The sequence below is a fragment of the Clostridium cellulovorans 743B genome, assembly GCF_000145275.1.
Classification (GTDB): domain Bacteria; phylum Bacillota; class Clostridia; order Clostridiales; family Clostridiaceae; genus Clostridium_K; species Clostridium_K cellulovorans.
Genome location: NC_014393.1, coordinates 906,102 through 930,835, shown reverse-complemented (window position 1 = coordinate 930,835; position 24,734 = coordinate 906,102). Strand labels below are relative to the sequence as shown.

The following is a 24,734-nucleotide window of genomic DNA, read 5'->3' as shown; positions in this document are numbered from 1 at the left end:
CTGCCTATAAAGAATTTTTTTGCAAAATAATTTGCTCTTCCTTCTATAAAAGGAATAGTAATTATCCTAATCACCGATATAGAAAGATATAGTATATTTATAAAAAAATAAATATTTGAGGGGATGGGATTGTAACTCTTAACAACGCAGTACACCCCAAAGATTATTAAGAATGGAGTTAAACATATTCTTGATATCATAAATAATATAATAAGTATATTATCTATTATCCTTATATACTTAGATTTTGAAGATATATAATGCCCAATCTCATGAAAACAAATAAATGTGTCTAGAAAATTGTACTCTTTCATTGCACGTATTGTTATAATATTTTTGGCTTTATTATAACTAAAGTATTTGTTATTAATTATTTTTATTGGGTTAACATTGTAAAACTTAAACATATCCTCACAATATTTTTCAAGAGTTTCTATATTAAACGGTTTCTCCATTAGGTCTGCTTTCCTATTAAAACTTTTTTCTTTAACTTTTAACGTGATATATACTATATATATTATTAAAAGAATAATCCAATAATACACTTTAATTCTTATCTCCTTGGTAACTTAATAATTATATGTAACGATTCGTTTTTTATGTAGAAAAGTGGACCAATATTTAGCATTATAAATGCTAAATATCAGTCTACTAATAATTAAATGTTTTTAGCCATTTATCTTAAATGATAATATGCAAGAACTACACCAACACCAACTGCAACAGTGCCTCCTATAATTGCTGCTGCAACAGGTGGATTCCACATAAATGCTGTAGCAGATCCTATACCTGCCCAAACACTACCAGCTGCTCCAGCACAAGCTGTTAAGGCTGTTCTTACCATTCCTGTTGAAACTGCTTTTTCTCCAATTGCCCAAATGGCATTTGCAATTAATGAACAAGCAATACCTATTGCCCACTCTCTTGCAGAACCTCCATCTATGTATTCCATTTCATCACTATCAACATCTGCGTAGCTGTTTGGTAATTGTAATTCATAATTTCTATTTAATACAAAAGCACTCATTTTCTAACTCCTCTCATTATATCATAATTTTGTTTTAATTTATATTAAAAGCATTTGCAGTTTTTCAGGCATCTGCAGCTACCTTTTATTTCTGCTCATACCTATAATAGCTAACCTATCAACTAAACTTAACCCCAATTTGCTCTAAGAAATATTTCATATAGGTAATTTTCTCATACTTTACTCTAGTTTCTGTAAGCATCCCAAGGGTTAAATTTACTTCTTCACCTTTCTTATCCTTTAAAGTAGTAATATCTGGTTTAACCTTAACCTTAAAATAAACCTCACCTTTTTCGTTATTTATAGTTGCATCCTTATCTATGCTTAAAACCTTTCCAGGAATCGTCCCATACTCAGCTTGATTTAATCCTGAAACTGCTATTGAAACCTCATCATCATTATGTATTCTAGGTCTTTCACTAGATGGAAGCATTATTTCAACAACTAACTCTTCGTCAGCATTAGTTATGCTTCCAAGTAAAGTTCCTGCTTGGAGTACTAAACCTTTGTTTATTTGTGAATTTAAATGCACTACGCCGCTTTTACTAGCCAAAAGTTTGTACTCTTCACCACTTTTCTGTAATGCGTCTCCTTGAGTCTGCAATTTACTTTTCTCAAGTTCTAATTGATTCTTCTCTGTAGTAAAGCTTAAAATTGTATCATAATATATTTGATCAGCTTTATTTGCTGCTTGTTCTTTATATTGTTTTATTTGATCGTCAGTATAGTTTTGTTTCTTTAAAGCTGCTTCATCAACCTTATATTCATTTGCTTTTATATAGCTATTTACAAGTTTATTATAGAACTCAACTTCTTCAGGGTTATCTTTATCAAAAGTATTTTTCCAATGAGTTGCTTCTTCTTCTGCTCGCTTTAATAGATTTATCCTTCTATCTAACACTTGAACCTGACCATTAACTTGTTCTAATTGAAGATTGGACTGAACAGAATTAATAGTAAGAATTACATCTCCTTCATTAATCTGCTTTCCCTCTTCTACAAAAACTTCTTTAACTTCACCTTGGATTTTGGACATTATGAATGCTTTATTTGCTGTAGTTACAATACCTTGTCCTTTTACCACATAAGTTTTTATAGACTTTGTTGACCAAAACAAAAATCCTACAATTAAAAATAAAACTATGAAAATTATATATACCATAAATCTTGGTGGCTTTTTGTCATATAGAACTTTACTATCTGTTATTTCATTGAGACTATAGACTTTCAAGTTCTTCGCCCCCAGCCACAGTCTCCATAAATACATCTGCCACCATATTGTCTTCTTTTTGGTCTACAAACACTGTATAACTATCACCTTTAAGCTTTATATCATTTTCAAAGGCATGAAGTTGCAACTTTGAATAAGCAAATTGTAAGTTTTCTTGCCTTTCTTGGAATCTTGCAAATAAACAATTTGTAATTCTTATCTGTGGTTTCATTTCATAAGGGGTTTCAACCTTATAGAGTGGATTTTTCAGCTGTACCATTAACTTTACTACTATTTTAACTTGTCCACTTTCATCTACTTCCGCAGAAGAATAATTGATTAATGGTCCTGTCGTACTATTACCTTTTACTTTAATATAACTTTCCATCATATGAGTTATTCTATTTATATCATTAAGTTCATTTTGACTTACTTCTCGTACTAATACATTGCTTAACTTTAATATCTTATTTTCTTTTACTATTATTTTTTCAGTTGTACTCATACTCTTCTCCTTCATCAACATTGTTATAATCTATATCCTTTGATAATATTTCTTTATCCAATACCAATTCATCATTTTTAATTTGAGATTTATCACTTGATATCCTATGCTCAATTTCTCCGACTTGGCTTACATATAATTTATAATAGTAACCCCTCTTCTTAAGAAGATTATCATGATCTCCTTCTTCAACTACCTTCCCATTGTCCATAACATAAATTATGTCACAATTTCTTATAGTTGAAAGCCTATGAGCTATTATAAGCATGGTAAGATTCTTGCCTTTTACAAACAAAGTATCATAGATTTTAGCTTCACTAATAAAATCAAGGTTACTTGTAGCTTCGTCTAAAATTAGAAACTTAGACTTTTTAACTAAAGCTCTTGCCAAAGCTAATCTTTGCCTTTCTCCACCAGAAAGTCCTCCACCAGCTTCATCTAAATAGGTATCATATTTTCCAGGTAATTTTTCAATAAAGGAACTACAACTAGCATTTTCACAAGCACTTCTGATTTCTTCATAGCTAGCATTAGGTTTTCCCAAACGAATATTATCTCTTATTGATCCTGAGAAAAGCTCAATATTTTGTGGTACATAAGCTATATTTTCTCTTAAGCTATATATATCAAGTTCTTCTGAGTCATAGCCTGAAATTTTAATTTTTCCTTCCTCGGGTTCATAATACTTAAGTAACAACTTTGATATCGTAGATTTGCCACTACCTGATTCCCCTACTAGCGCAACCTTTTTACCCTTAGGTATCTTTATGCTTACATCCTTTAAAACAGGTGCTCTACTGCCATATCTAAATGTTACATTTTCAAGTTCCACATCTCCATCTATAGAATCTATCTCTATCTTGTCTTCCTCTATTTGTTCTTTATCCACTTCATAGATTTCTGATAATCTTTTTAGAGATATACTCGCTTCTTGTATACTAAGCTGAATATTAATCAATCTCCCAATTGGTTGCATGAAATAACCTGTTAAGGATGTAAAAGCCATCAAACTTCCTAAGGTTATTTCCCCGTCAATAACCATAGTTGCTCCAATATACATAAGCACTAAATTCCCTATAGTCGAAACTCCTGAAGATATTGTTCCTTGTATATTTGAAAGAACACCCTCTTGAAATGCAATTCTTAGATTTTTTATGTACTGAGTTTCTAATTTTTCTATGCTATTTTCTTCTGCTGCTAGAACTTTAATAGTCTCTATTCCCTTTAAACTTTCTATTATATGACTATTCAACATTGCTGACGCTTCCATCTGTTTTAAGTTAATTTTCTTATAAGGTCCTTTGAAAATATATATCAATGCCGCACTTACAATAGTTAAAACTAAAATTACTATAAATAATGTACTATTCATGTAGTATAATATCCCAGCTGAAACTGTTGCTAACAATATATCTATAATCAAAGACAGAGAAACAGATGTAAGTATGTTCTTTATTGTAAAAGCATCACTAAACCTTGTTAGGATATCTCCAACCTTTCTTGTAGTAAAAAACTTCATCGGTAGCTTGTACACATGTTTAAAATATCCGAGCAATAAAGGTATATCTATCTTTTGGGATAAGTATAACAACATGTGTTGCCTAATTGCTGATAATATAGTCTGTGTAAAAGCTAATACCATAAATCCTATAACAAAGACCAATAACTGATTTTTAAGACCATAAGGAAGTATTTCATCCATCAAAATTTTATTAAAAAATGATGAAGCTATTCCGAGAACTGTTAGTATTAATGACGTTATAATACTGTATATAAACAACGCTTTTTGTGGTAATAATAAACTTATAAATTGCGATAACATTCCTTTGCTATTACCTTTATCAGCAACAAATTCATTATTAGGAACAAGTAATAATATCACTCCATCGAAACTTTTAAAGAAATCATCTATAGTTTCTTTTCTTTTTTCCTTTGCTGGATCTAATACTAGAACTTGTTTTTTATTAACCTTGTGTATAACTACAAAATGACTTAACCCCTCATCGGTTATAACATGTGCTATTGCTGGCAATGTATATTTACTAACAAATCCATCTCTATCAACTCTTATGGCTTTGGTATCAAAGCCTAGCTTTCTTGCTCCATCCTCTAAGCCTTTTAAGGTTGTCCCTTTAATATCTGTACCTAGAATATCTCTTAGTTTAGTTATTGTAACTTCTTTTTTATAATACATGGATACTGTTGCAAGACATGCTGCTGCACAATCAGTCATATCATGTTGCTTTACAAGATATTTTTTATATCCCACTTATATATCACCTTTTTCCTGACTCTTTTGTTCATATTTCCAAATCGTTGTCGTCTGTATTAGTGATTATATGCGTTCACAATTTTTTAGTCAATTATTTTCATCTTATACATTTATACACAATATTGCAAGCTTTTATACTGACTATGTAGTCATTACTAAGCTTCGACATATAAATCAATAAAAGTTAATCTTTTAATAATACTTATTTATATTTAAACGTATCCATTACATTCAATATTTGAAAAAGGTTTTTTGTTAATTTCTATTTACATGACATTTATGGATTCTAAAAAAATTCTTCATCTGTATCTTCACTCTTAACTAGATAATTGCTTTTAATGTTAATTGCATTTTCGATATCTCCGCTAAAAAGTGCACACCCCAAGAAAAAAATGTACACCCATCAAACTTTCCGAAAAACATATACTGAAAGTGTTGTGAAAACAGATTGAATCCCTTGAAAATACTGGTGTTTTCAAGTATCTTGCAGTACAATATATGTATCAAAAGTAATTTTTAGGTGGTGTAATTACGGTATATGTAGTAGATCAAAATAATTTATTTGCTAAAGAACTTATTGATATTGATAGTAGTAAGACTATTCAACAATAAGCTTCTATTCTTGCTGCTGCCCCTGGTACAGTTGGATTTTATACTTTAGCTATTCATTAGACCCAGTTGGTGTATCTGCAATAGGTGTTTATTTGGCTCTATCTGGTTTATCAGGAGTTGCTACTGCACTTTACGCCATAGCTTAATTAAAAATAGAGCAAACCATATACTTATTTTTAAGAATATGGTTTGCTCTCTATACAAAGGAGAAATATTATGAATCAAAAAAAAGTATATATAAATATTTTTGTAGTTCTGTATGCTTTACTAGTTCTTTTGTACTTTTTAGGTAACTACTTTCATAACGATTTTATATTCTTATGTGTATGTGGATTAAGTATTATATTTATATTATTTAATTTAAATACTTTTAATAACTTTCTTAAAAGTCGTAATTCTTCACTTAACACTAGAATATTACTAGTCGTAGTTATTCCTGTACTTATACTTCTATTTTTTATATATGCATTTTAAAATGGATATATATTATTCTAAAATTATAGGACTTAGCTAGTGGTTAGTTATAGTCAGTTCATTATACTTTCGTCTTAAGACTTCTCTCAAATTAATTACGCTAAAAAGTGCACACCCCAAGAAAAAAATGCACACCCCTCAGACTGTCCGAAAACCTCACAAAATAAAAGAAGCTTTATTAGTAAAAAACACTTATTAAAGAGTGATATTACCTACAAATACGAAAAAATGCAGGCTTTTCTCTTATGTAGCCTGCATTTTTGATATTAAATCATTTACCCCTATCATATTTATTGCACGTTTCATATTATAGGCTAAAAATGACAATGACAACTCAGCGGTAGTTTTCATATTTCCTTTTAATAGCAAATATGAACTATCGCACCATCGTTTTATTGTACCAAACGGATGCTCCACAATAGATCTTCGCATTCGTAATTTCTTTTTATCTGGTACAAATATTATTCTTACTTTTCTTGTAGAAAAACAAATAGTTTTACTTGATTTTTTCTTTGCTGAAATTTTAGGCTCAGATTTCTCTATAGTAATAGTTTTCTTACCAGCAAAGAATTTAGATTTTACAGTATCTTTGTTTTCAGGGAATTCCACTACTTTAAAAGCTGCTATTGTACATTTGCATTTACAATTACGGCAAGCTAATTTGTTTGCATATCTTACTTTACCTTTTACGATTGCCTTTTGTTTTAATATATTCCCCATTGGACAAGTTACTACATTGGTTTGTCTATCTCGAATGAAGTTCTCATTAACTTCGATAATAACTTTTTCAATGCTTTCAGTATTGTTCTCTACTGGCTCTTTTTCTATAACTTCTTCACTAATGATATATTCACCAGGCTCTATAATCTCCACCGATATTTTGTAGTATTCATATGCTTTTGGAATTATGCCACTTTCTAAGCATTTTTGAATATCCTTAGATGAGTTTGAATTTCTTATTTCATCTGTAATCTGATTTTCTTTATAATCTATATCAAAACTATAATTTTCTTTATTATCTAATAGATGAACATTGGGTATTATACCATTCTTTAAGCTTTCTAAAATATCTGCTTGCTTCCTATATCCTTTATCAGCAACTACTTCTAAAGTTTCAACCTCCATAGCTTTCTTTGCAACTTCAGCCATAGGAACAAGAAGACCAATATCGTTACAATTATTTGTAACTGCAAAATCAGCTATAAGATGGCTTTTACTATCTACTGCTGTTTGTACATTATAGCAAACATCTAACTTACCATTGTTTTTCATAAGTCTTGATTCTGGATCTGTTATAGATTTTTGAGTAACATCATTTTCTTTCATTTCTTGGAGATAAGAATTGTACAAATCTTTCCTTGTGTTTAATTTCTGAATTTTATTTTCTAGCTGCTCTTTTGTATATTCTGTGCTATTTCCATCCTCTTTATCACATTTATCCATTTCTTTCATAAATTCAGCTATATTTTCATCTATCCATTTCAATCGATCATTAAGTTTTGAAGCAGTATAATTCTTATCTTTTGCATTGACTGCTTTAAACTTACTTCCATCAATAGCAATAAGTTCTTTAGAATATAAATTCATTTCTAGGCATAGTTTAACGAAAGCCTTAAATACATTTTTAAGAGCTTTTGCGTTATCTTTCCTAAAATCTGATATAGTTCTAAAATCAGGAGCAAGCTTTTTTAAAAGCCACATTAATTCAACATTTCTACGGCATTCAATCATTAACTTTCTTGAAGAACGAATTTTATTAAAGTAACCATAGATATACAACTTAAGCAAATCTTTTGGATTGTAGGCAGGTCTTCCTTCTCTAAAAGGATTTGTTTTAGCAAACGCAGCTTTTTCTAAATCTAAGTTCTCGATAAAAACATCAATAACACGCACTGGATTATTATCACTAATGTATTCATCTATTGTTTCTGGAAATGCTGTTACTTGTCCTCTATTTTGACCTACTATATATCCCATAATTGTACCACCTAAAAATTACTTTTGATACATATATTATACTGTAAAACCATCGAAAACACTAGTATTTTCAATGGTTTCAATCTATTTTTACAATACTTCCAGTATATGTTTTTCAGACAGTCTGCCCTCTATTCTAAAATCCATTGGGGTGTGCATTTATTCCACTTATCTTCCATATTTCAAGCTTCAAAACACATTTTTAACAGCTTACTTTTCTTCAAAAAACACTGAAAGCCCTTGAAATCAAGGGCTTTGCATTGTATCAACATTTAAGTGATTATTTGGTGGAGGTGAGGGGTGTCGAACCCCTGTCCGAAAGCAGAAACCACTAGGCATCTCCGAGTGCAGTCAGTGATTTAAATTTCCCGCCTCAGGCGCCCACTAACAGGCTACTGAATTGGTAGCTTCATAAATTCCGTTTCTACCTCAAAGCTTTGATAGACTCGGTTCCCCACTAAATTGACACCTTGACCCCAAAGCGTGGGCACCCTGGGCAAGATGACAGCTTAAATTAAGCTGCTAATAAATAATTTTCGTCGTTTATTTTTGTTCCAGTTTTTTAACGAAGGTCCAGCCCTTCGACTCGCTTCCTAGGAGCACCTTACCCCCGTCGAAACCAAGTACACCCCCATGTTATGGGACGAAAATTCACTTCATGAAAGCCTTAGCTATGAAGTGCTCCGTAAATTACTTACTTGGTATAGTACTTATAATACACTAGTCTTTAATTTAATTCAAGTGGAACTGTAGCGCAACCTTGGAAAAAAATATATTTTTTAAATAATGTAAACTTTATTATCTTATCCCTGATTAGTTTTGTGGATTACTTTATGTACAAGCCTTCTTGGCATCATGGAATTTATCTTTATTAGTGCTTTATTCTTAAAGCCTGGAATGATTATACTCTTGCCTTTCATCATTTCCTTAAAAGCAAATCGTGCCACCATATCAGCACTAACGATAGCCCCTTTAGCTGTAGAGGATTTCTTTATTTTTGCTTTTGCTTGAAAAGCAGTGGCTGTTGGTCCTGGACACAAGGTTGAAACTACTATATTGTTCTCTTTTAATTCTTCTCTTAAAGCTTCTGATAAAGATAGAACGTAAGCCTTTGAAGCATAATAAACACTCATTTTAGGCCCTGCAGTAAAAGCTGCTGTAGAAGCTACATTTAAAATCCTTCCATGGCCTTGCTTTATCATATAAGGCACGAAAATTTTTAACATCTTAGTAAAAGCATTTATATTTACTTCTATCAATTCTAAATCTGTTGCTATAGGCACTTGATGAAAATATCCATAGCTTCCTATACCTGCATTATTTATAAAATTATCCACAATGAATTTATTATTATCCACATATTCAAATATTCTATTCACATCTTTATCATTTATAAGATCTGCTACTATATAATCAACTTTGATTTTACTAGATTCTATATTTTTTTCCTTAGCATTATTGTTTCTTATAACTTCTTTATTAATAAAATCATTTTTTGAAGCTTCCTTATTATTAGAAAGCTTTCTTTTTTTCGCTTTAGAACCAATGGCAGTTACTTCTGCATCACTGTTATAAAGATTTAATAATTCTTCCTTAACCTTAATAAGCTTTTCTTCGTTTCTTCCTTGGAGAAGAATATTAAAGCCTTCCTCAGCAAAAACCTTGGAAAGCTCATAGCCTATTCCGGAAGTAGCACCTGTTATTAAGGTGTATCCATCTGAATTAAGCATTTTATTTTTTTTCATAATTAGTATCTCATCTTATCCTTGAATTCTTTTTCTATTTCACGCTTAACAGTTCTTTCAAGCATAGCTTCTCTCTTATCGTAGTTCTTTTTACCTTTTACTACTGCGATATTAACCTTCACCCTGCCTTTTTTAAGGTAAAGTGACAATGGAACTAACGAGTAACCTTGTTGTGTTAAAAATCCATTTAATTTATTTATCTCAGCTTTATGTAATAAGAGTTTTCTTTCTCTTAAAGGATTTACATTAAATATATTTCCCTGCTCATACGGGCTAATATGCATGTTTCTTACAAAAAGTTCACCGTTTCTTATCTCTCCATAACTATCCTTTAAATTTGCTCTTCCATTTCTAATGGATTTTACTTCTGTTCCCTTAAGCTCTATTCCAGCTTCATAGGATTCTATAATAAAATAATCATGAAAGGCTTTTCTATTGTCTGCTAAAGTATTAGGTTCCTTTGTCTTTGCCATAATCTCACCTACTTCTTTACTGATTGATGATATATTGTATTACCTATATTATATTATGAATTCATTAACTTTATCAATGAAAAAGCTTATTTATCTTTCAATCTATACTTATTTTGTGTTATATTAAAGTTAGAAGATTTATAATTTTAAAAAAATAAAGGAGATTTAAGATGGATATTAATAAGAATAAGTTATCTACTATGGATCCAAATATGCTTCTTAGTATCGTTAATATGAAACTCCGTGATCAATATTCTTCCTTAAAAGATCTTTGCCAAGCATATGACATAGATGAATATTTATTATCTCATAGATTAGATAACCTAGGTTACGAATATGATTACGATCAAAACCAATTTAAGACAAAGTAAGAAATCTACATCTTTTGGAATACTTTTATCAGAATATTAACCTCTCTTCAAGGAAAACTATTTATTGAAGGGAGGTTGTTTTCATGAAAACAGAACGTCGTCATCTAGATCATGGTGATTTTAAAAGAAGGATAAAAGAAACTCTAGAGGATTTTACTTGTATTTATGATATCGATGTTAATCTAGTAGATCAACCAATTAGAGCAAAAGTAACCATCGACCCTAAAATGAGCACTTATGATGAAGTAAAAGAATTCCTTCATTTCGTCGGTGATGACGAAGCGAGGGTTCTATGTGAAACGAAAAATGGTGTACTAAAGCCTATTGATGAAGGTTTTAGAGATGGTGAGGAATTTACCTATACTTTGGGGATTAATGAAATGTCACAAATATTAACTAAATCATACAATCTTCCAAGGGATAAACAAATAGATAGTATTATAGAATTTAAAGATACCTTTGATATTTATATCGGAGAAAATACTCATAGTATTGTTACAACTAGATAATTTTCTTGTAAGCATATTTCTAAATCCACAAAAATAAATGATATAAATACTTTGAACCTCTTATATAATGTAACAACAAAAATACACCTTCAAGTATTAGTTGTTTTTATCTAATACTTGAGGTGTAATTTATTATTCAATGATTAATTTTATTCCCTGGGTCTATATTTATTACTTTAGTTTATATATTATATGTAATATTTCTATTTGCCATATAACAGTTATCTATGAATTTTTTATAAATCCTATATTTCAACTTAAGTAGTAGCTTAGAAACCTGTGTTAGTTCCTTTGAATGTTACACCTGTAACATTATTTGAACCACCACCACTTGAAGTACAGCTATCGATTATAGCTTTTCCAAATGTAACTTTATATCCTAAAGCTGAAGGAGTTCCATTTAATGGGAAGTAGAAGTTACCGCCTGCATTGTTTTTACCAATACAACGTGTCATGGTAACGACTCCACTTTGGTTATTTCTATCGAAACCACGTTTTAAGTTACCATCTGCTACACAATCGATAAGGGTATGCTTTAAAGGATCTAAGTGAGCTGCAACTCCTGAAGTTTTGTTATCTACTCCACCAACTTTAAAGCCGTTACCATCACCTTTTATTCCACCACATTCACCATTTTTTATAGCTTTACATCTTACAAATTTAACAGCTCCATGAGCAGCATATAAGTCATATCCGTCATCTGAGTTTCCTTCAGCTGTACAATCCTCTAAAACGTTTCCAGGACCAGAATGTAATTTGATTGCAAAGCCGTCAGCATTTTCTCCAGCAGCATCTGCATTATGATGAGAATATACAAAGCTTAAATAATTGTTAGATGCTCCATTTGAGAATTGTAAACCTGCATCCTTATTGTTGTGTACATTTAACTTTATAAACTTATTGCTTGATCCTTCAACATAAATTCCGTTGTCAGCAGCGTTATAAAGTTCTAAGTCTCTAATAGTTGAACCATTAGTCTTTATTGTTAATCCTCTTCCTGAGCTTCCTGATGTTGAAGAAAAATCTATTTTTCCTGTTCCATTTCCTGTTATAGTTATTCCTGCTGGTACGTTTACTGCTCCTGATTTTACAGTTCCTTTAATAACAATAGTATCTCCAGCTTTAGCTTTTGATAAAGCACTTGATAAAGATGTTCCTGTAGAACTAACGTTAATTGTTGTAGCAGCATATGCTGATGTAGCTGGTATTAAGCTTGCCCCTGCAACTACAGCACCTAATGCTGCTGCCATACATAAAGTTTTGATTTTTTTCATGAGAATTTCCCCCTACTTTTTAATATTATTGATTAGATATTTAGGTTATCCTAAACATCTTATTGATTGTCCAAAATATCTTGGATTAATTCAAATATAAAGTGGAAATGTTTCCACTTTATTTGAATTAGTCCAAATACTTTGGTGGTTACAAAATAATAATACCACCATCCATTGAAAACGTAAACATGTTATTTTTTGTTTTTTCTACTTTTTATATTTTTCACAATTTTGGGCCTGTATTTTTAGTTAAAACAACAAAATTTACCCATATTTAAGCGTATATTACACGATAAATCATTTTTACAAAAATGAAAAACACCTTTTTACTTACTGTAAAATAACTTTACATGGTAAAAAAGTGTTCTTTAATTCGTTCCATTTTACTCTAATACATTCATTAAATAAGTTTATGGTTCATCGAAAAGTTTAACTTCTTCCTCTTCTATCCCTTCTTCATGCTCTAAAGAATTATCGTTCAATTCTAGTTGATTATCTAGATCTTTTAGCACCTGTTGTTGATCTTCAAGACTAGTTTCTAAATCTTTTAATAACTGTTTTTTCACTGCCTCTGGTAAATCTTTTTTGTCACCTTTAAAAAACTTTTCTTCTTCGTCTTTATATTCTTCTATTTTATCTTCTATATTATCTTCTTTAAAAACTTCAAAATAAATTTCATGTGCTGCTAAATCGACTTTATCCACAATTATTTTTATTGAATCCCCAAGTCTATAAATATTCTTGGTTCTTTCTCCTAAAAGCCAAAGTCTATCTTCGTCATATACATAGTAATCATCATTTAAGGTACTTATATGTATTAATCCCTCAACGGTATTTTCTAATTCTACAAACATTCCAAAGTTAGTTACTGAAGATATGATTCCCTCATAAACTTCTCCAATTCTGTCGCTCATATATTCAGCTTTTTTAAGATCATCAACTTCTCTTTCAGCATCCTGTGCTGCTCTTTCTCTTTCTGAGGATTGTAATGAAGCTTTTTCAACAGTAACTGTAAGCTTTTTCATATACTTTTCGTCAATCTTGCCATTTATAAAGGATTTAATAATTCTATGAATCTGTAAATCTGGATATCTTCTTATTGGAGAAGTAAAGTGGCAATAATATTTTGCTGCTAAACCAAAATGTCCTAAGGATTCTGGTGAATACCTAGCTTGCATCATTGATCTTAAAAGCAAGGTATTTATAACAGTTTCTTCTTTTTTTCCTTTAACTTGTTCAACAATTTCTTGAAGATGTTTTGGATGCACTTCCTTAGTTTTCTTAACAACGTATCCAAGATTACGAGCGAATTCGTTAAAATGCTCTAACTTTTCTTCATTTGGTTCTTCGTGAATTCTATATACAAAAGGCATCTTGCTCCAGAACATATGCTCAGCTATAGTTTCATTACATGCAAGCATAAATTCTTCTATTATTTTGTTAGCTATAGCTCTTTCATAAGGTTTTATGTCTACAGGCTTACCCATTTCATTCAAAATAATCTTACACTCTTGGAAATCGAAATCAACAGCACCTCTCTTTTTTCTCTTAGCTTCTAAAATGTGTTGTAATTCTTCCATCGCCTGAAACATTGGAACTAATTCCTTATATTCTTCTATAAGTTCTTGATCCTTGTCTCTTAGTATTTTTGTAACATTAGTATAAGTCATTCTTGCATTAGTTTTTATAATACTTTCAACTATTTCATGGTTCTCAACCTTGCCCTTATCATTGATTTCCATAAAGCAAGTTAATGTCAATCTATCAACCTTTGGATTTAACGAACATACGCCATTTGAAAGTTTTCTCGGAAGCATTGGTATTACTCTATCAATTAAGTAAGTTGATGTACCTCTTAAAAAGGCTTCATTATCAAGCTTTGAACTTTCTTTTACATAATGAGTTACGTCTGCTATATGTACACCTAGATAGTAATTGCCGTTATCAAGCTTTGATAACGAAACTGCATCATCTAAATCCTTTGCATCTTCACCATCGATTGTAACCATCATCATATCTCTTAGGTCTCTTCTTCTTGCTATTTCTTTATCTGGTATCTCTTCATCTATGCTTTCTGCAGCATCAAGAACCTTTGCTGGAAACTCTTCTGGCAAACCATGTTTTTTGATTATAGTTAAAATATCAATTCCTTTATCACCTTTGTTACCAAGGATATTTTTTATTTTCCCTTCCGGATTTCTTCTACTGTCATCTGGATATTCTAATATTTCACAAATTACTACTTGCCCAGTTTTGGCTCCACTTCTGAAGTTTTTTGGCACAAATATATCAAAGCTTATTCTCTTATCCTCAGGAATTACAAAGCCAAAGTTTCTGGAATCTTCATATGTTCCTATTACCTCTTTTGTGTTTCTTTCTAGAATTCTAATTATCTCGCCTTCGCATTTCTTCCCATTTTTCTCACCAAAGGTTATTTTCGCAACAACTCTATCACCATGAATTGCTCCACCCATTTGAGAACTAGGAATAAATACATCTTTAACTCCTTCTTCATCTGGAATAACAAAGCCAAACCCCTTAGAATGTCCTTGAAGTTTACCTATTATCAAATTCATTCTAGCAGGTACTCCATAATTTTCTGTCCTAGTCTTTATTATTGTTCCCTCTTTTTCCATGTCATCTAAAACTTGTTGAAACATATGCATATCTTTTTTTCTTATATCAAAGATTCTTGCTAATTCTTTTATATCCATTGGCTTATATGCTTGTTCGTTCATAAAACTTAATAATGTTCCCTTTATACCCAAGTTATCACCTCTTTTTATTTTCGTAATATTCTCCTATTAATCCATACTAATTAATAGATTAGTATGTTATTCTAACTAAAAAACACTTGTTGATTATTAGTTATTCTTTCCTAAACTAATATATTTTAATAATAATATTATACTGTTGAAATATATCTACTCTCAGATAATTCTTAACTTGGTGTAAAATTTATTTCCATTAAGTTTAAAATTGCAAGCAGATATTTTTGTAAATACGTTAAGGTTTCAGTGCAATTATCTATATTTTGAAACTAAAAAATAAAAAGAGATATGATTCTCTCATACCTCCCAAAAACCCTTTTATAATTGATAAAACTTTTATCTATTTTACTAAGTTTAAAGCTAATACAACAGCAGCTAAGCAAGCACCTAATACCATTGTAAGTCTTGCAAGTACTACTTCTTTTGTTCTCGCTTTGTTTTTAGAAAAGAATGTATCTGAATTACCTGTAAGTAGGTTATTTAATCCATCATTCTTACTTGGTTGAAGCATGATTGCCACAATCATAGCTAAGCATATGATAACTAATAATACATATAAAGCCGTCTTCATTAACTCACACCTCCTACCATTTAATCCTTATGTATTTCATACTAACGTTTATATTTTATCATAAGCTGATAAAGATTACAATGCTATATTCTTTTTTACTTGTTAACATTTGTATATATTTTCTTGAAAAAATTCATAAAGAGAGCCTAAAGTGTTTTTCACTTATCAGCTCTCTTTATATAGATGTTTCTCTTTAAAATATATACTGACTTTCTCAACAGTATATATTTCTAATGTAAACACATTATATATAAATCATAATTAAAGTTATTAACAAACAAATATTGGATATGCTATATACTACGTTTTAATTTATCCACTAAATATCTCTAGTTGATGGCAAGAAAAGGAGTGATTAAATTATCTCTTTTTATAGCTATCTACATATTTGTTACATTTTTTAAACTTTATTACTTTAAGTTAAAGAATGCAGCCATACCTCTATACTCAGCTACTTCACCTAATTCGTCTTCAATTCTTAATAATTGATTATACTTTGCAACCCTTTCTGATCTTGCAGGAGCTCCTGTTTTTATTTGACCAGCATTCATTGCTACAACTAAATCTGCAATTGTCGTATCCTCAGTTTCACCTGATCTATGGGATACTACTGCTGTATATCCTGCTCTATTAGCTACTTCTATTGCATTAATAGTTTCAGTTAAAGTGCCTATTTGGTTTAACTTTATAAGAATTGAGTTAGCAACTCCCTTTTCAATTCCCATATCGAGTCTCTTTTGATTTGTAACGAATAAATCATCACCAACTAATTGAACTCTACTTCCTAACTTATCAGTAAGGTACTTCCAACCTTGCCAATCATCCTCTGCCATTCCATCTTCAATTGAGATAATAGGATATTTATTCGCTAAATCTACATAGTAATCTGCCATTTGTTCTGGTGTTAATTTTCTACCTTCTCCAGCAAGGTTATACATTCCATCTTCAAAAATTTCAGATGAAGCTGGGTCAAGAGCTATATGAAAATCATTTCCTGGGTCATATCCAGCTTCTTTTATAGCTTCAACTATAACTTGAATTGCTTCTTCATTTGATTTTAGATTTGGTGCAAAACCACCTTCATCACCTACTGCTGTATCATAGCCTTTAGATTTTAAATTTTTCTTTAATTGATGATATACATCTGAACACATTCTCAATGCATCGCTAAAGGATGTAGCCCCTGTTGGCATAATCATAAATTCTTGAAGGTCAACATTGTTATCTGCATGTTTTCCACCATTTATAATATTCATCATAGGAACAGGTAAAACCTTGGCATTAACTCCGCCTATGTATTGATATACAGGTAAACCTAAGTATGCAGCTGCTGCTTTTGCTACTGCTAATGATACGCCAAGAATTGCATTAGCACCAAGCTTACTCTTATTTTCTGTTCCATCAAGCTCAAGCATTTTTTTATCGATTAAAGTTTGATCGAAGACATTCATTCCAATCAATTCATCAGCGATAATTTTATTTACATTATCTACTGCTTGCATTACTCCTTTACCGCCGTACACATGCTTATCACCATCTCTTAATTCCACAGCTTCATATGCTCCTGTAGAAGCACCTGATGGTACGGCTGCACAAGCCATTGTTCCATCTTCTAGAACTACTTCAACCTCAACAGTTGGGAAAGCTCTTGAATCTAAGATTTGTCTTGCATAAACATCTAGAATTTCAACATATTGTTTCATGATTTTTTCCTCCTTAAACTAATGTAGTTTTTTCTCAAATTTATATCCACTTCTAATATTATTACTAATAATGTAGAAGATTATTACATTAAACTCATTGATATTAAAATTTAACATCTTTTCTATACCTTTATTGTACACTTTAATTTTCTAAAAATAAATATATTTCAATATATTTCATATGTTAAATTTTTATTTTTCTCCTGATATTTTCATTTTACTAGATTTTACCCATTCATCAAGCGCTTCTTTGTTAAATATATAGTTTAATCCTAATGAATTATCCTTAGTAATATAACTCAAATCACTTTTGCCTATCCCTAAATCGCAATAAAAAATTACTCCTACATATACTGTAAGAACAATTTTTATCAATTAGTAATGATACTATTTTTATCTAATCCATTCTGTCTTAGTATAGCCTCTAATGTACCATCTGCTTTCATATCATTAATTATTTTGTTTATTGCATTTAATAAGGAAGTGTCACCTTTTTTAACTGCCATTCCGATAACACCCTGTAGTTTAGGGGTATAGTCTATTAACGTTCTTAATGAAGGAGCCTTTTCCTTTGACAATTGGTGGCTTATAATAATAGAATCAGCTAAAGCCGCATCAATTTTTCCACTCTTCATAGCGTTAAATAATTCAGTTATACTTTCTACAGTTATGACATCTTTTATCAATTTATCTTCTTTCAACTTTTTGGTTAAATCTTCAAATATTGTTCCTCTCTCTACTCCAACTACTGCATTTTTCAAATCACTCATAAAATTAATTTTTGAAAACCTTGGTACAATAACAACTTCTGATTCTTTATACAATGGCTTAGTAAATGCTACTAGCTTTTCACGTTCAGGACTTATAAATATCCCACCAATTGCTACATCTATACTTTCATCAGTATTAAACTTTTCTAACAAATTTGCAAATGCTTCTTCCTTAATGTCAATTTTATTAACCCCAAGTCGCCTTGCAACTTCATTTATGATATCAGCATCAATTCCGCTTATCTCATTTGTTTCTGGATTTATTTGAAAAAACGGATTTTCCTCTGGTGGCCCAACAACAGTCAGTACTCCTTTTTCTTTTATTGTTTCCAACCTATCTTTCCTTATTGAATTACTTTCCATAGCATCTATCCTTGGTCCAATTATTATACCAATAAGGCTTGTAATAATAATTAAAGTCATTATTTTTTTCATAAATAAAAGTCTCCTTAAGGTCGATAAACATTTTTATAATTATTATTTGTAATTTGAATTAAATTATTTGAATTTTAAATATAAATGTTAGTGCTATAATAAACGTAAAAAGTCCACCTAGAAATTAAATTCTAGGTGAACAATCTTTTTTTTATATCATTGATAGATAGTAGGCTTTAATCTATATGACTATTTAAAAGGTTAGTAAATGCCGTTGCCCCATCATAATTCAAATGTGCTGTATCATAGTAAAAATTATTATTATTAGAGATTTGTTTATAATCCTTAAAATCTAAGTACTTAAATTGATACTTCTGTTGAAATTTATAAATTATTTCTTCAAATTCTCGCTTCCAGTTAACATATTCAATTCTATGAATTTCTTCTACTGCATCATATCTCGGAATAAGTACAATATAAATTTTAATATTTGCATTTATTGTATGCAAACTATTTAAAATTTCATCAAAGTAACTTATATTCTCATCTATAGTTTTTTGATACCGTTTCTTAGCATGTTTTGGCATATGATCTGGCATACAAAAGTCATTAAATCCCTTTTCAATTCTTTTGTTTCGATTACTTGCAGAAGGGAAATCGTTAAACAACTTACATTGTGTATCATCATACATATTTTCAAATAATTCATCCCTTAAAGTTAGTTCCTGTGAACTTAAAGATTCTATTATTTTAAAATTCTTTTTACTAAGTTCATCATTTATATCTGGTGAATACCTCTTATTTTCTAAATAATTATGATAAGCTTTATGATATCCTCCCCAAGAGTAATAATGAATTATTTTATTTGAAAGAGAAACATCAAAATTAAAATAGGTATAATCAAACATATCTATAATAGCGTAGCGCAAATTTTTAATTTTATCTGGATAATTTTTTATACAATGCTTCAAAGTCATTAAATTATAATATATATCCTGGCTAGAGACAGATAAATTACAAAAATTCGCTTTCAGATATTTAGGATTAATTCCAACTTCTGAATGTGATAATCCTAAAATAATCCCATTATAACCATCTTTATTATTTGGATGTTGCATAACTCTATCAACTTTTTGTGACGGTACTCCATTATAATAAAAATAATAAAAATCCACTATTTTTGATGATTCAATTTTATATTTCTTAATCAAATATTCAATAACACCTTTACAAACCTTAGCATTATCAATTCCTAATACTATATAATCGTAACTAATTGATTTTAAATCTTCTAATCTATAAACTTTAGTATTATTTATATATTGAACCTTAGGGCTAACATCAGTATATCCTACAATCTTATGGATATTTTTTAAAGTTTCTTCAATCCGTATTCTTTTATCGCTTGTCCCAAAAATAATAATATCCATGTTATCCTCCAGTAAAAAAATTTAGAACTACATCTTATTAAAAACATTTAAACATGTTAAATAATTTTTGAAATCTCTTTGTATCCTTTGTATCCTTAGTTTTCTAATGCATCATTGATAAGTAGATTTATAACTCCTAGTCACAAACCTCACTTATTAGTAATAATGTATCTATTCTAAAAAGTTTACTTTTAGACAATGATGAATCATTTTCTCCACATGTTCTTCTGTCAATATCGGCCATTGGAATCCTAGTCTATCAAGTATAAAATTAGTTTTATCTGATTTTAATACAAACTTAATAAAATTATTATTTAGTCTTTCACTATAGTTAAATAGCAAGTTAATAGTATACTCATTATTAGGATTTTCAGAATATTTTTCTAATAAATACTTTAAAAATTCTTTATCCTCTATAAGTTTTAAATTCACAATAAACTTTTCAACAAATTTTCCGAATTCAGAAATATTAACACTATTATCATTAAATATATGATAAGTCTCATTTACTAACTCTTGTCTATTAAAAAGTAACACTATCGCCTTACTTACATAATTTACAAAAGAAAACTCAAGCTTCATATCCTCACCTATTGGAAAGGCTGACAATTTTATATAAGATTTAATTAATTTATAGAAAGTATTATCCTCTATATTCTCTTGAAACTTACCATTCTCTGAATTAAATACAAGATTACCAACTCGAAGGATATTACATTTTACACCTTTAAGTCTTGCCTCTAAAACTAGCTTTTCTGCTATTTGTTTAGTTTGAATGTAATAATTATCATTTTGCTGTCCTATATCGAAATCATATTCAGTAAAATGAACTTCCTTCTGATTTTCCACTTTCCCATACCCTACACTAGTTGTTGAAATATGATTATAATCCTTAATAATCTTATTAGAAGAAAATTCAAGTAAGTTTTTTGTCCCAGCAACATTAACAGAATATAATTCATCATACTTTCCATAGTGTTTTACATTAGCAGCACAATTAATTATACATTGAACTTCTACCGATATTCTGTTATATACCTCATTACTTAATCCTAAATTTTTTTCTGAAATATCACCATTTAATACGCTTATTCTTTCTTTATATTTAAAATATAACTCTTTATCAAAATAGAACTCAAACTTTCTTGTTAACTTTTCTATTGAATCATTAATATCATTGCCTCTTATAATTAGTATAATCTTACTAAAAGTACTTTCTAATAGGTCTCTTAATACATATATACCTAAATAACCAGTTGCTCCGCATAACAAAATTTTTTCATAGCCTTTAGTTGTATTTATATTTATATCCTTATAAATTTCATTCTTTTTGTAATAATATTCAATATTATTTTTCACTTCTTCTCTTATGCTTTCTTGAATATCATTATTCAAATTATTTGTTTCTAAATCACTACAACTAGCTATTTCATTTTTACTGCTAGCTAATGCTAGAATCTTATCAATCATACTGTCTTTGCTCAATTTTTTAGATAACTCTGCTATAGTTTGTTTTTCGAATATATCATTTGCATTAATTTTATAATCCAAAACTAACTTAGAAATCACTTTTATAGCTTTAATTGAATCTCCACCTAGTTCAAAAAAATTATCATGTATCCCTATCTTTTCTACTCCTAGAACTTCACTCCATATCTTAGCTAATTTTTCTTCCATCTCATTTGTCGGTGCTACATAATCTATACATACTCTGTCTATTTGTGTTGGTAATGCCTTTTTATTTATTTTTCCATTTGGTGTTAGAGGTATCTCATCTATTTGCATAAAATATCCTGGAATCATATACTCTGGCAACTCTTTACGAATTCTTTCTCGAACTTTATTAAAATTAACCTGAATATCAGATACTATATAAGCAAAAATTGCTTTCTCCCCACTAAAATCTTCTCTTGAAGCCACTACAACATCCTTTATATATTCAACTTTACGGAGAACATTTTCAATTTCTCCAAGTTCTATTCTAAAACCTCTTATTTTTACCTGTTCATCAATACGCCCTAGATATTCTATGTTTCCATCAGGAAGCCATCTTGCTAAATCTCCAGTTCGGTATATTCTTCCTTCACCATATGGATTATTAATAAATTTTTCAGCAGTAAGCTCTAAATTATTCAAGTAACCCCTAGCTAATCCAACTCCTGCGATGCAAAGTTCTCCAGGAATTCCTATTCCGCATAAACTCATTTCATTCATAATATAGATTTTCTTGTTTTCAATAGGCTTCCCTATAGGAATTTTCTCCGGTATCTTTCCTTCATCCTTATTGCACCAATATGTTGCACATACTGTTACCTCTGTTGGACCATAAGCATTAAAATATCGTGAATATTTACTATTTGCTTTTACTATCTGCGTATTAGTTTCCGATCCTGCAGATATCAAATTTTTTATCCCCTTCAACTTAACTTGCCCTAAATATTGTGGAGGAAGTATCGCCATTGTAATTTCGTTATTTTCTACAAATCTTTCAAAAAGCTTAGTATCCTTCTGTTCCTCTCTTGATATGATATATAAACTAGCACCTGTTAGTAAACTCGCTGTTAATTCAGCTACCATTGCATCAAATGCAAAACTAGAGAATTGTAAAATTCTATCTTTCTCTGTTATCCTATGATTCCTTATGAAATATTCTCTAAAATTTACTACGCCTATATTTTCAATCATTACACCTTTAGGTTTCCCAGTTGTTCCTGAAGTATATATTACATAAACCAAGTCACTTGGTATGTTTACACTTTTAGGATTTCTATCTTCACCTTGAAAAACTTTATTATCCTTAAGATTAATTACTGGTATTCCTTCTGATTTTATCTCAGCTTCATAACTAACAATAACCTTAGGTTTAGAATCATTTAACATATAAGAAATTCTATCTTCTGGATATTCTATATCGATAGGAACATACGCTCCCCCTGATTTAAGAATTCCTAAAATACCAATTACCATTTCTAAACTTCGCTTTGCTAAAATAGCCACAAATTCATTTGGTTTCACCCCTAATTGACGAAGCTTAACCGCTAATGCATTTGCTTTCTGGTTGAGTTCTTTATAGGTTAATTTTTTCTCCATATATACCACTGCAATATTATTAGGAGCTTTTTCTACCTGCTCCTCAAATAACTCAACTACGGTTTTTTGATTTGGATATTTTACATATGTATTATTAAATTCATTTAGAATTAAATTTCTTTCTTGTTGACTTAATATTGAAATTTCATTTATAGTTATATTTTTATCCTTAAGAACTTCACTGAGTAGTAATTGAAATTGATTACATATCTTTTTTATCGTTTCTGAAAAAAACAAATCTGAATTATATCCAAAAAAACCAAAAATTCTATCTTCATTTTCTTCAATCTGCAAGGAAACATCAAAAAGTGATTTTCTACTTCCTAATTGATAGTCTTCGACTCTTAAATTTTGTAATTCAAACTTCAATCTTGGAGTATTTATATAGTTAAATACTAATTGAAAAAACGGATTTCTACTAGCATCTCTAATTGGACTCAATTTTTCTACTAATTGCTCAAAAGGAATATCCTGATTATCATAAGCTTCTAATGTCGTATTTCTTACTCTTTCAAGAACTTCTGTGAACTTCATATTTCCATCTAATTCAGTAACTAAAACTACTGTATTTACGAAAAAACCAATAATATCTTCTGTTCCATTTATTTTCCTATTAGCAACTGCTGTTCCTACAGTAATATCTGATTTCATAGTATACTTATAAATTAAGCATTTATATACTGATAACAAGACTACACTTACTGTACAATTATTTTCAGCAGCATATTTTTTTAATTTTTCTACATTACTGCTACTTAATTCAAAAGGAATAACATCACCATTTCCAGTTACGACCTTCGGCCTTTTTTTGTCTGTTGGGAATTCAACATCTTGATCAATATTTTTTAATCTATTCATCCAGTAATTAAATTGTTTTTCTATTCTTTTTTGAGAATAGAGTTTTTTCTGCCACTCTGCATAATCACCATATTGTACTTTATTTGTTTCTCGTGAACAACGTCTTCCGAGGTATAATTGATTATATTTTTCTGTCAATTGTCGGTAAAAAACTCCTGTTGACCATCCATCAAATATAATATGATGGATTACAGTTATAAATATCTTCTCTTCAGGACTTATCTCAATTAAAGAAAATCTAATTAATGGTCCTTGTTCCAAATCAAAAGGTTTATCTGTCTCTCTTTGAGCAACTTCCCTCACTTTTTCTTCCAACAAATCATCATCTACATTAGACAAGTTAATAATATTAACTTGTCCTTTAAACGCTGGCTCAATAACTTGCATTATTTCTCCATTGATATATTGGAATCTAGTCCTTAATGACTCATTTTCATATCCAATGATATTCAATGCTTCTTGAAATAAATCTATATCCAATGTTCCATAAATACGAAACCCAAAATACAGATTATACATTATGCTATTAGGATTAAACTTTTGTAAAACCCATAATCTATTTTGTTCATAGGATAAAACAAAATAATTATTATTTTCTTTTCTTGGTACCCGCTCTATAAAATTGTATGACAACTTCTTCTTCTTCATTTCTAATATAGCTTTTAGTTCAATTCTCTTTTTAATAGATTCATCTTTATTGAAATCACATTCCATCAA

At 29.8% G+C, this 24,734-nt stretch carries 17 protein-coding genes and 1 other RNA gene; 2 read left to right on the top strand and 16 right to left on the bottom strand.

From position 1 onward, the window contains the following. Positions 1–676: 676 nt before the first annotated feature. The 8 genes from CLOCEL_RS03780 to smpB form a co-directional block, all read right to left on the bottom strand. On the bottom strand, positions 677–1,027 hold the full coding sequence (locus CLOCEL_RS03780; protein ID WP_010073167.1) for a hypothetical protein: 351 nt from the start codon (positions 1,025–1,027) through the stop codon (positions 677–679). Between the two features lie 118 nt (positions 1,028–1,145). Further along, positions 1,146–2,258, bottom strand: coding sequence for an HlyD family secretion protein (locus CLOCEL_RS03775; protein ID WP_010073168.1), 1,113 nt, complete (start codon positions 2,256–2,258; stop codon positions 1,146–1,148). Continuing rightward, the gene (locus tag CLOCEL_RS03770; RefSeq protein WP_010073169.1) at positions 2,245–2,742 is read right to left on the bottom strand and encodes a hypothetical protein; all 498 of its coding nucleotides are present in this window, start codon (positions 2,740–2,742) and stop codon (positions 2,245–2,247) included. Before CLOCEL_RS03770 ends, CLOCEL_RS03775 begins: the two co-directional genes overlap by 14 nt. After that, a complete protein-coding gene (locus CLOCEL_RS03765) occupies positions 2,729–5,011 on the bottom strand; it encodes a peptidase domain-containing ABC transporter (RefSeq protein WP_010073170.1) in 2,283 nt (760 codons plus the stop codon). The genes CLOCEL_RS03770 and CLOCEL_RS03765 overlap by 14 nt, the downstream gene beginning before the upstream one ends. A 1,332-nt stretch (positions 5,012–6,343) precedes the next feature. Beyond that, positions 6,344–8,077 carry a transposase gene (locus tag CLOCEL_RS03755; protein ID WP_010073040.1) on the bottom strand — a complete coding sequence of 578 codons (1,734 nt, stop codon included), beginning with the start codon at positions 8,075–8,077 and terminating at the stop codon, positions 6,344–6,346. A gap of 285 nt (positions 8,078–8,362) precedes the next feature. Next, positions 8,363–8,710, bottom strand: a transfer-messenger RNA (tmRNA) gene (gene ssrA, locus CLOCEL_RS22185). A 170-nt stretch (positions 8,711–8,880) separates the two neighbouring features. Beyond that, positions 8,881–9,822 (bottom strand): SDR family NAD(P)-dependent oxidoreductase, encoded by a 942-nt coding sequence (locus CLOCEL_RS03750; RefSeq protein ID WP_010074711.1) that lies wholly within the window; start codon positions 9,820–9,822, stop codon positions 8,881–8,883. 2 nt (positions 9,823–9,824) lie between these two features. Beyond that, positions 9,825–10,295: an SsrA-binding protein SmpB gene (gene smpB / locus CLOCEL_RS03745; RefSeq protein WP_010074712.1), complete on the bottom strand. Its 471-nt coding sequence runs from the start codon at positions 10,293–10,295 to the stop codon at positions 9,825–9,827. Between the two features lie 170 nt (positions 10,296–10,465). On the opposite strand from smpB, the gene CLOCEL_RS03740 reads away from it, so the two are divergent. Both CLOCEL_RS03740 and CLOCEL_RS03735 read left to right on the top strand, forming a co-directional pair. Next, positions 10,466–10,666 (top strand): DUF4250 domain-containing protein, encoded by a 201-nt coding sequence (locus CLOCEL_RS03740; protein WP_010074713.1) that lies wholly within the window; start codon positions 10,466–10,468, stop codon positions 10,664–10,666. Between the two features lie 83 nt (positions 10,667–10,749). Further along, a complete protein-coding gene (locus tag CLOCEL_RS03735) occupies positions 10,750–11,175 on the top strand; it encodes a hypothetical protein (protein ID WP_010074714.1) in 426 nt (141 codons plus the stop codon). 269 nt (positions 11,176–11,444) lie between these two features. Here the strand turns inward: CLOCEL_RS03735 and CLOCEL_RS03730 are convergent, their stop codons facing one another. From CLOCEL_RS03730 to CLOCEL_RS03695, 8 genes are all read right to left on the bottom strand, one after another. Further along, positions 11,445–12,449 carry a right-handed parallel beta-helix repeat-containing protein gene (locus CLOCEL_RS03730; protein WP_010074715.1) on the bottom strand — a complete coding sequence of 335 codons (1,005 nt, stop codon included), beginning with the start codon at positions 12,447–12,449 and terminating at the stop codon, positions 11,445–11,447. 410 nt (positions 12,450–12,859) lie between these two features. Further along, positions 12,860–15,217, bottom strand: coding sequence for a ribonuclease R (gene rnr / locus CLOCEL_RS03725; RefSeq protein ID WP_010074716.1), 2,358 nt, complete (start codon positions 15,215–15,217; stop codon positions 12,860–12,862). A 343-nt stretch (positions 15,218–15,560) separates the two neighbouring features. Continuing rightward, positions 15,561–15,791, bottom strand: coding sequence for a preprotein translocase subunit SecG (secG, locus tag CLOCEL_RS03720; RefSeq protein WP_010074717.1), 231 nt, complete (start codon positions 15,789–15,791; stop codon positions 15,561–15,563). A gap of 410 nt (positions 15,792–16,201) precedes the next feature. Continuing rightward, complete coding sequence (eno, locus tag CLOCEL_RS03715) at positions 16,202–17,494, bottom strand: phosphopyruvate hydratase (RefSeq protein ID WP_010074718.1); 1,293 nt, start codon at positions 17,492–17,494, stop codon at positions 16,202–16,204. Positions 17,495–17,686: 192 nt separating this feature from the next. Then, entirely contained in the window at positions 17,687–17,869 is a 183-nt protein-coding gene (locus tag CLOCEL_RS03710; protein ID WP_010074719.1) for a hypothetical protein, read from the bottom strand. Continuing rightward, the gene (locus tag CLOCEL_RS03705) at positions 17,866–18,699 is read right to left on the bottom strand and encodes a substrate-binding periplasmic protein (protein ID WP_010074720.1); all 834 of its coding nucleotides are present in this window, start codon (positions 18,697–18,699) and stop codon (positions 17,866–17,868) included. Before CLOCEL_RS03705 ends, CLOCEL_RS03710 begins: the two co-directional genes overlap by 4 nt. Positions 18,700–18,875: 176 nt before the next feature. Continuing rightward, positions 18,876–20,069: an SGNH/GDSL hydrolase family protein gene (locus CLOCEL_RS03700; protein ID WP_010074721.1), complete on the bottom strand. Its 1,194-nt coding sequence runs from the start codon at positions 20,067–20,069 to the stop codon at positions 18,876–18,878. Between the two features lie 171 nt (positions 20,070–20,240). Further along, positions 20,241–24,731: a non-ribosomal peptide synthetase family protein gene (locus CLOCEL_RS03695; RefSeq protein WP_010074722.1), complete on the bottom strand. Its 4,491-nt coding sequence runs from the start codon at positions 24,729–24,731 to the stop codon at positions 20,241–20,243. Between the last annotated feature and the right edge of the window lie 3 nt (positions 24,732–24,734).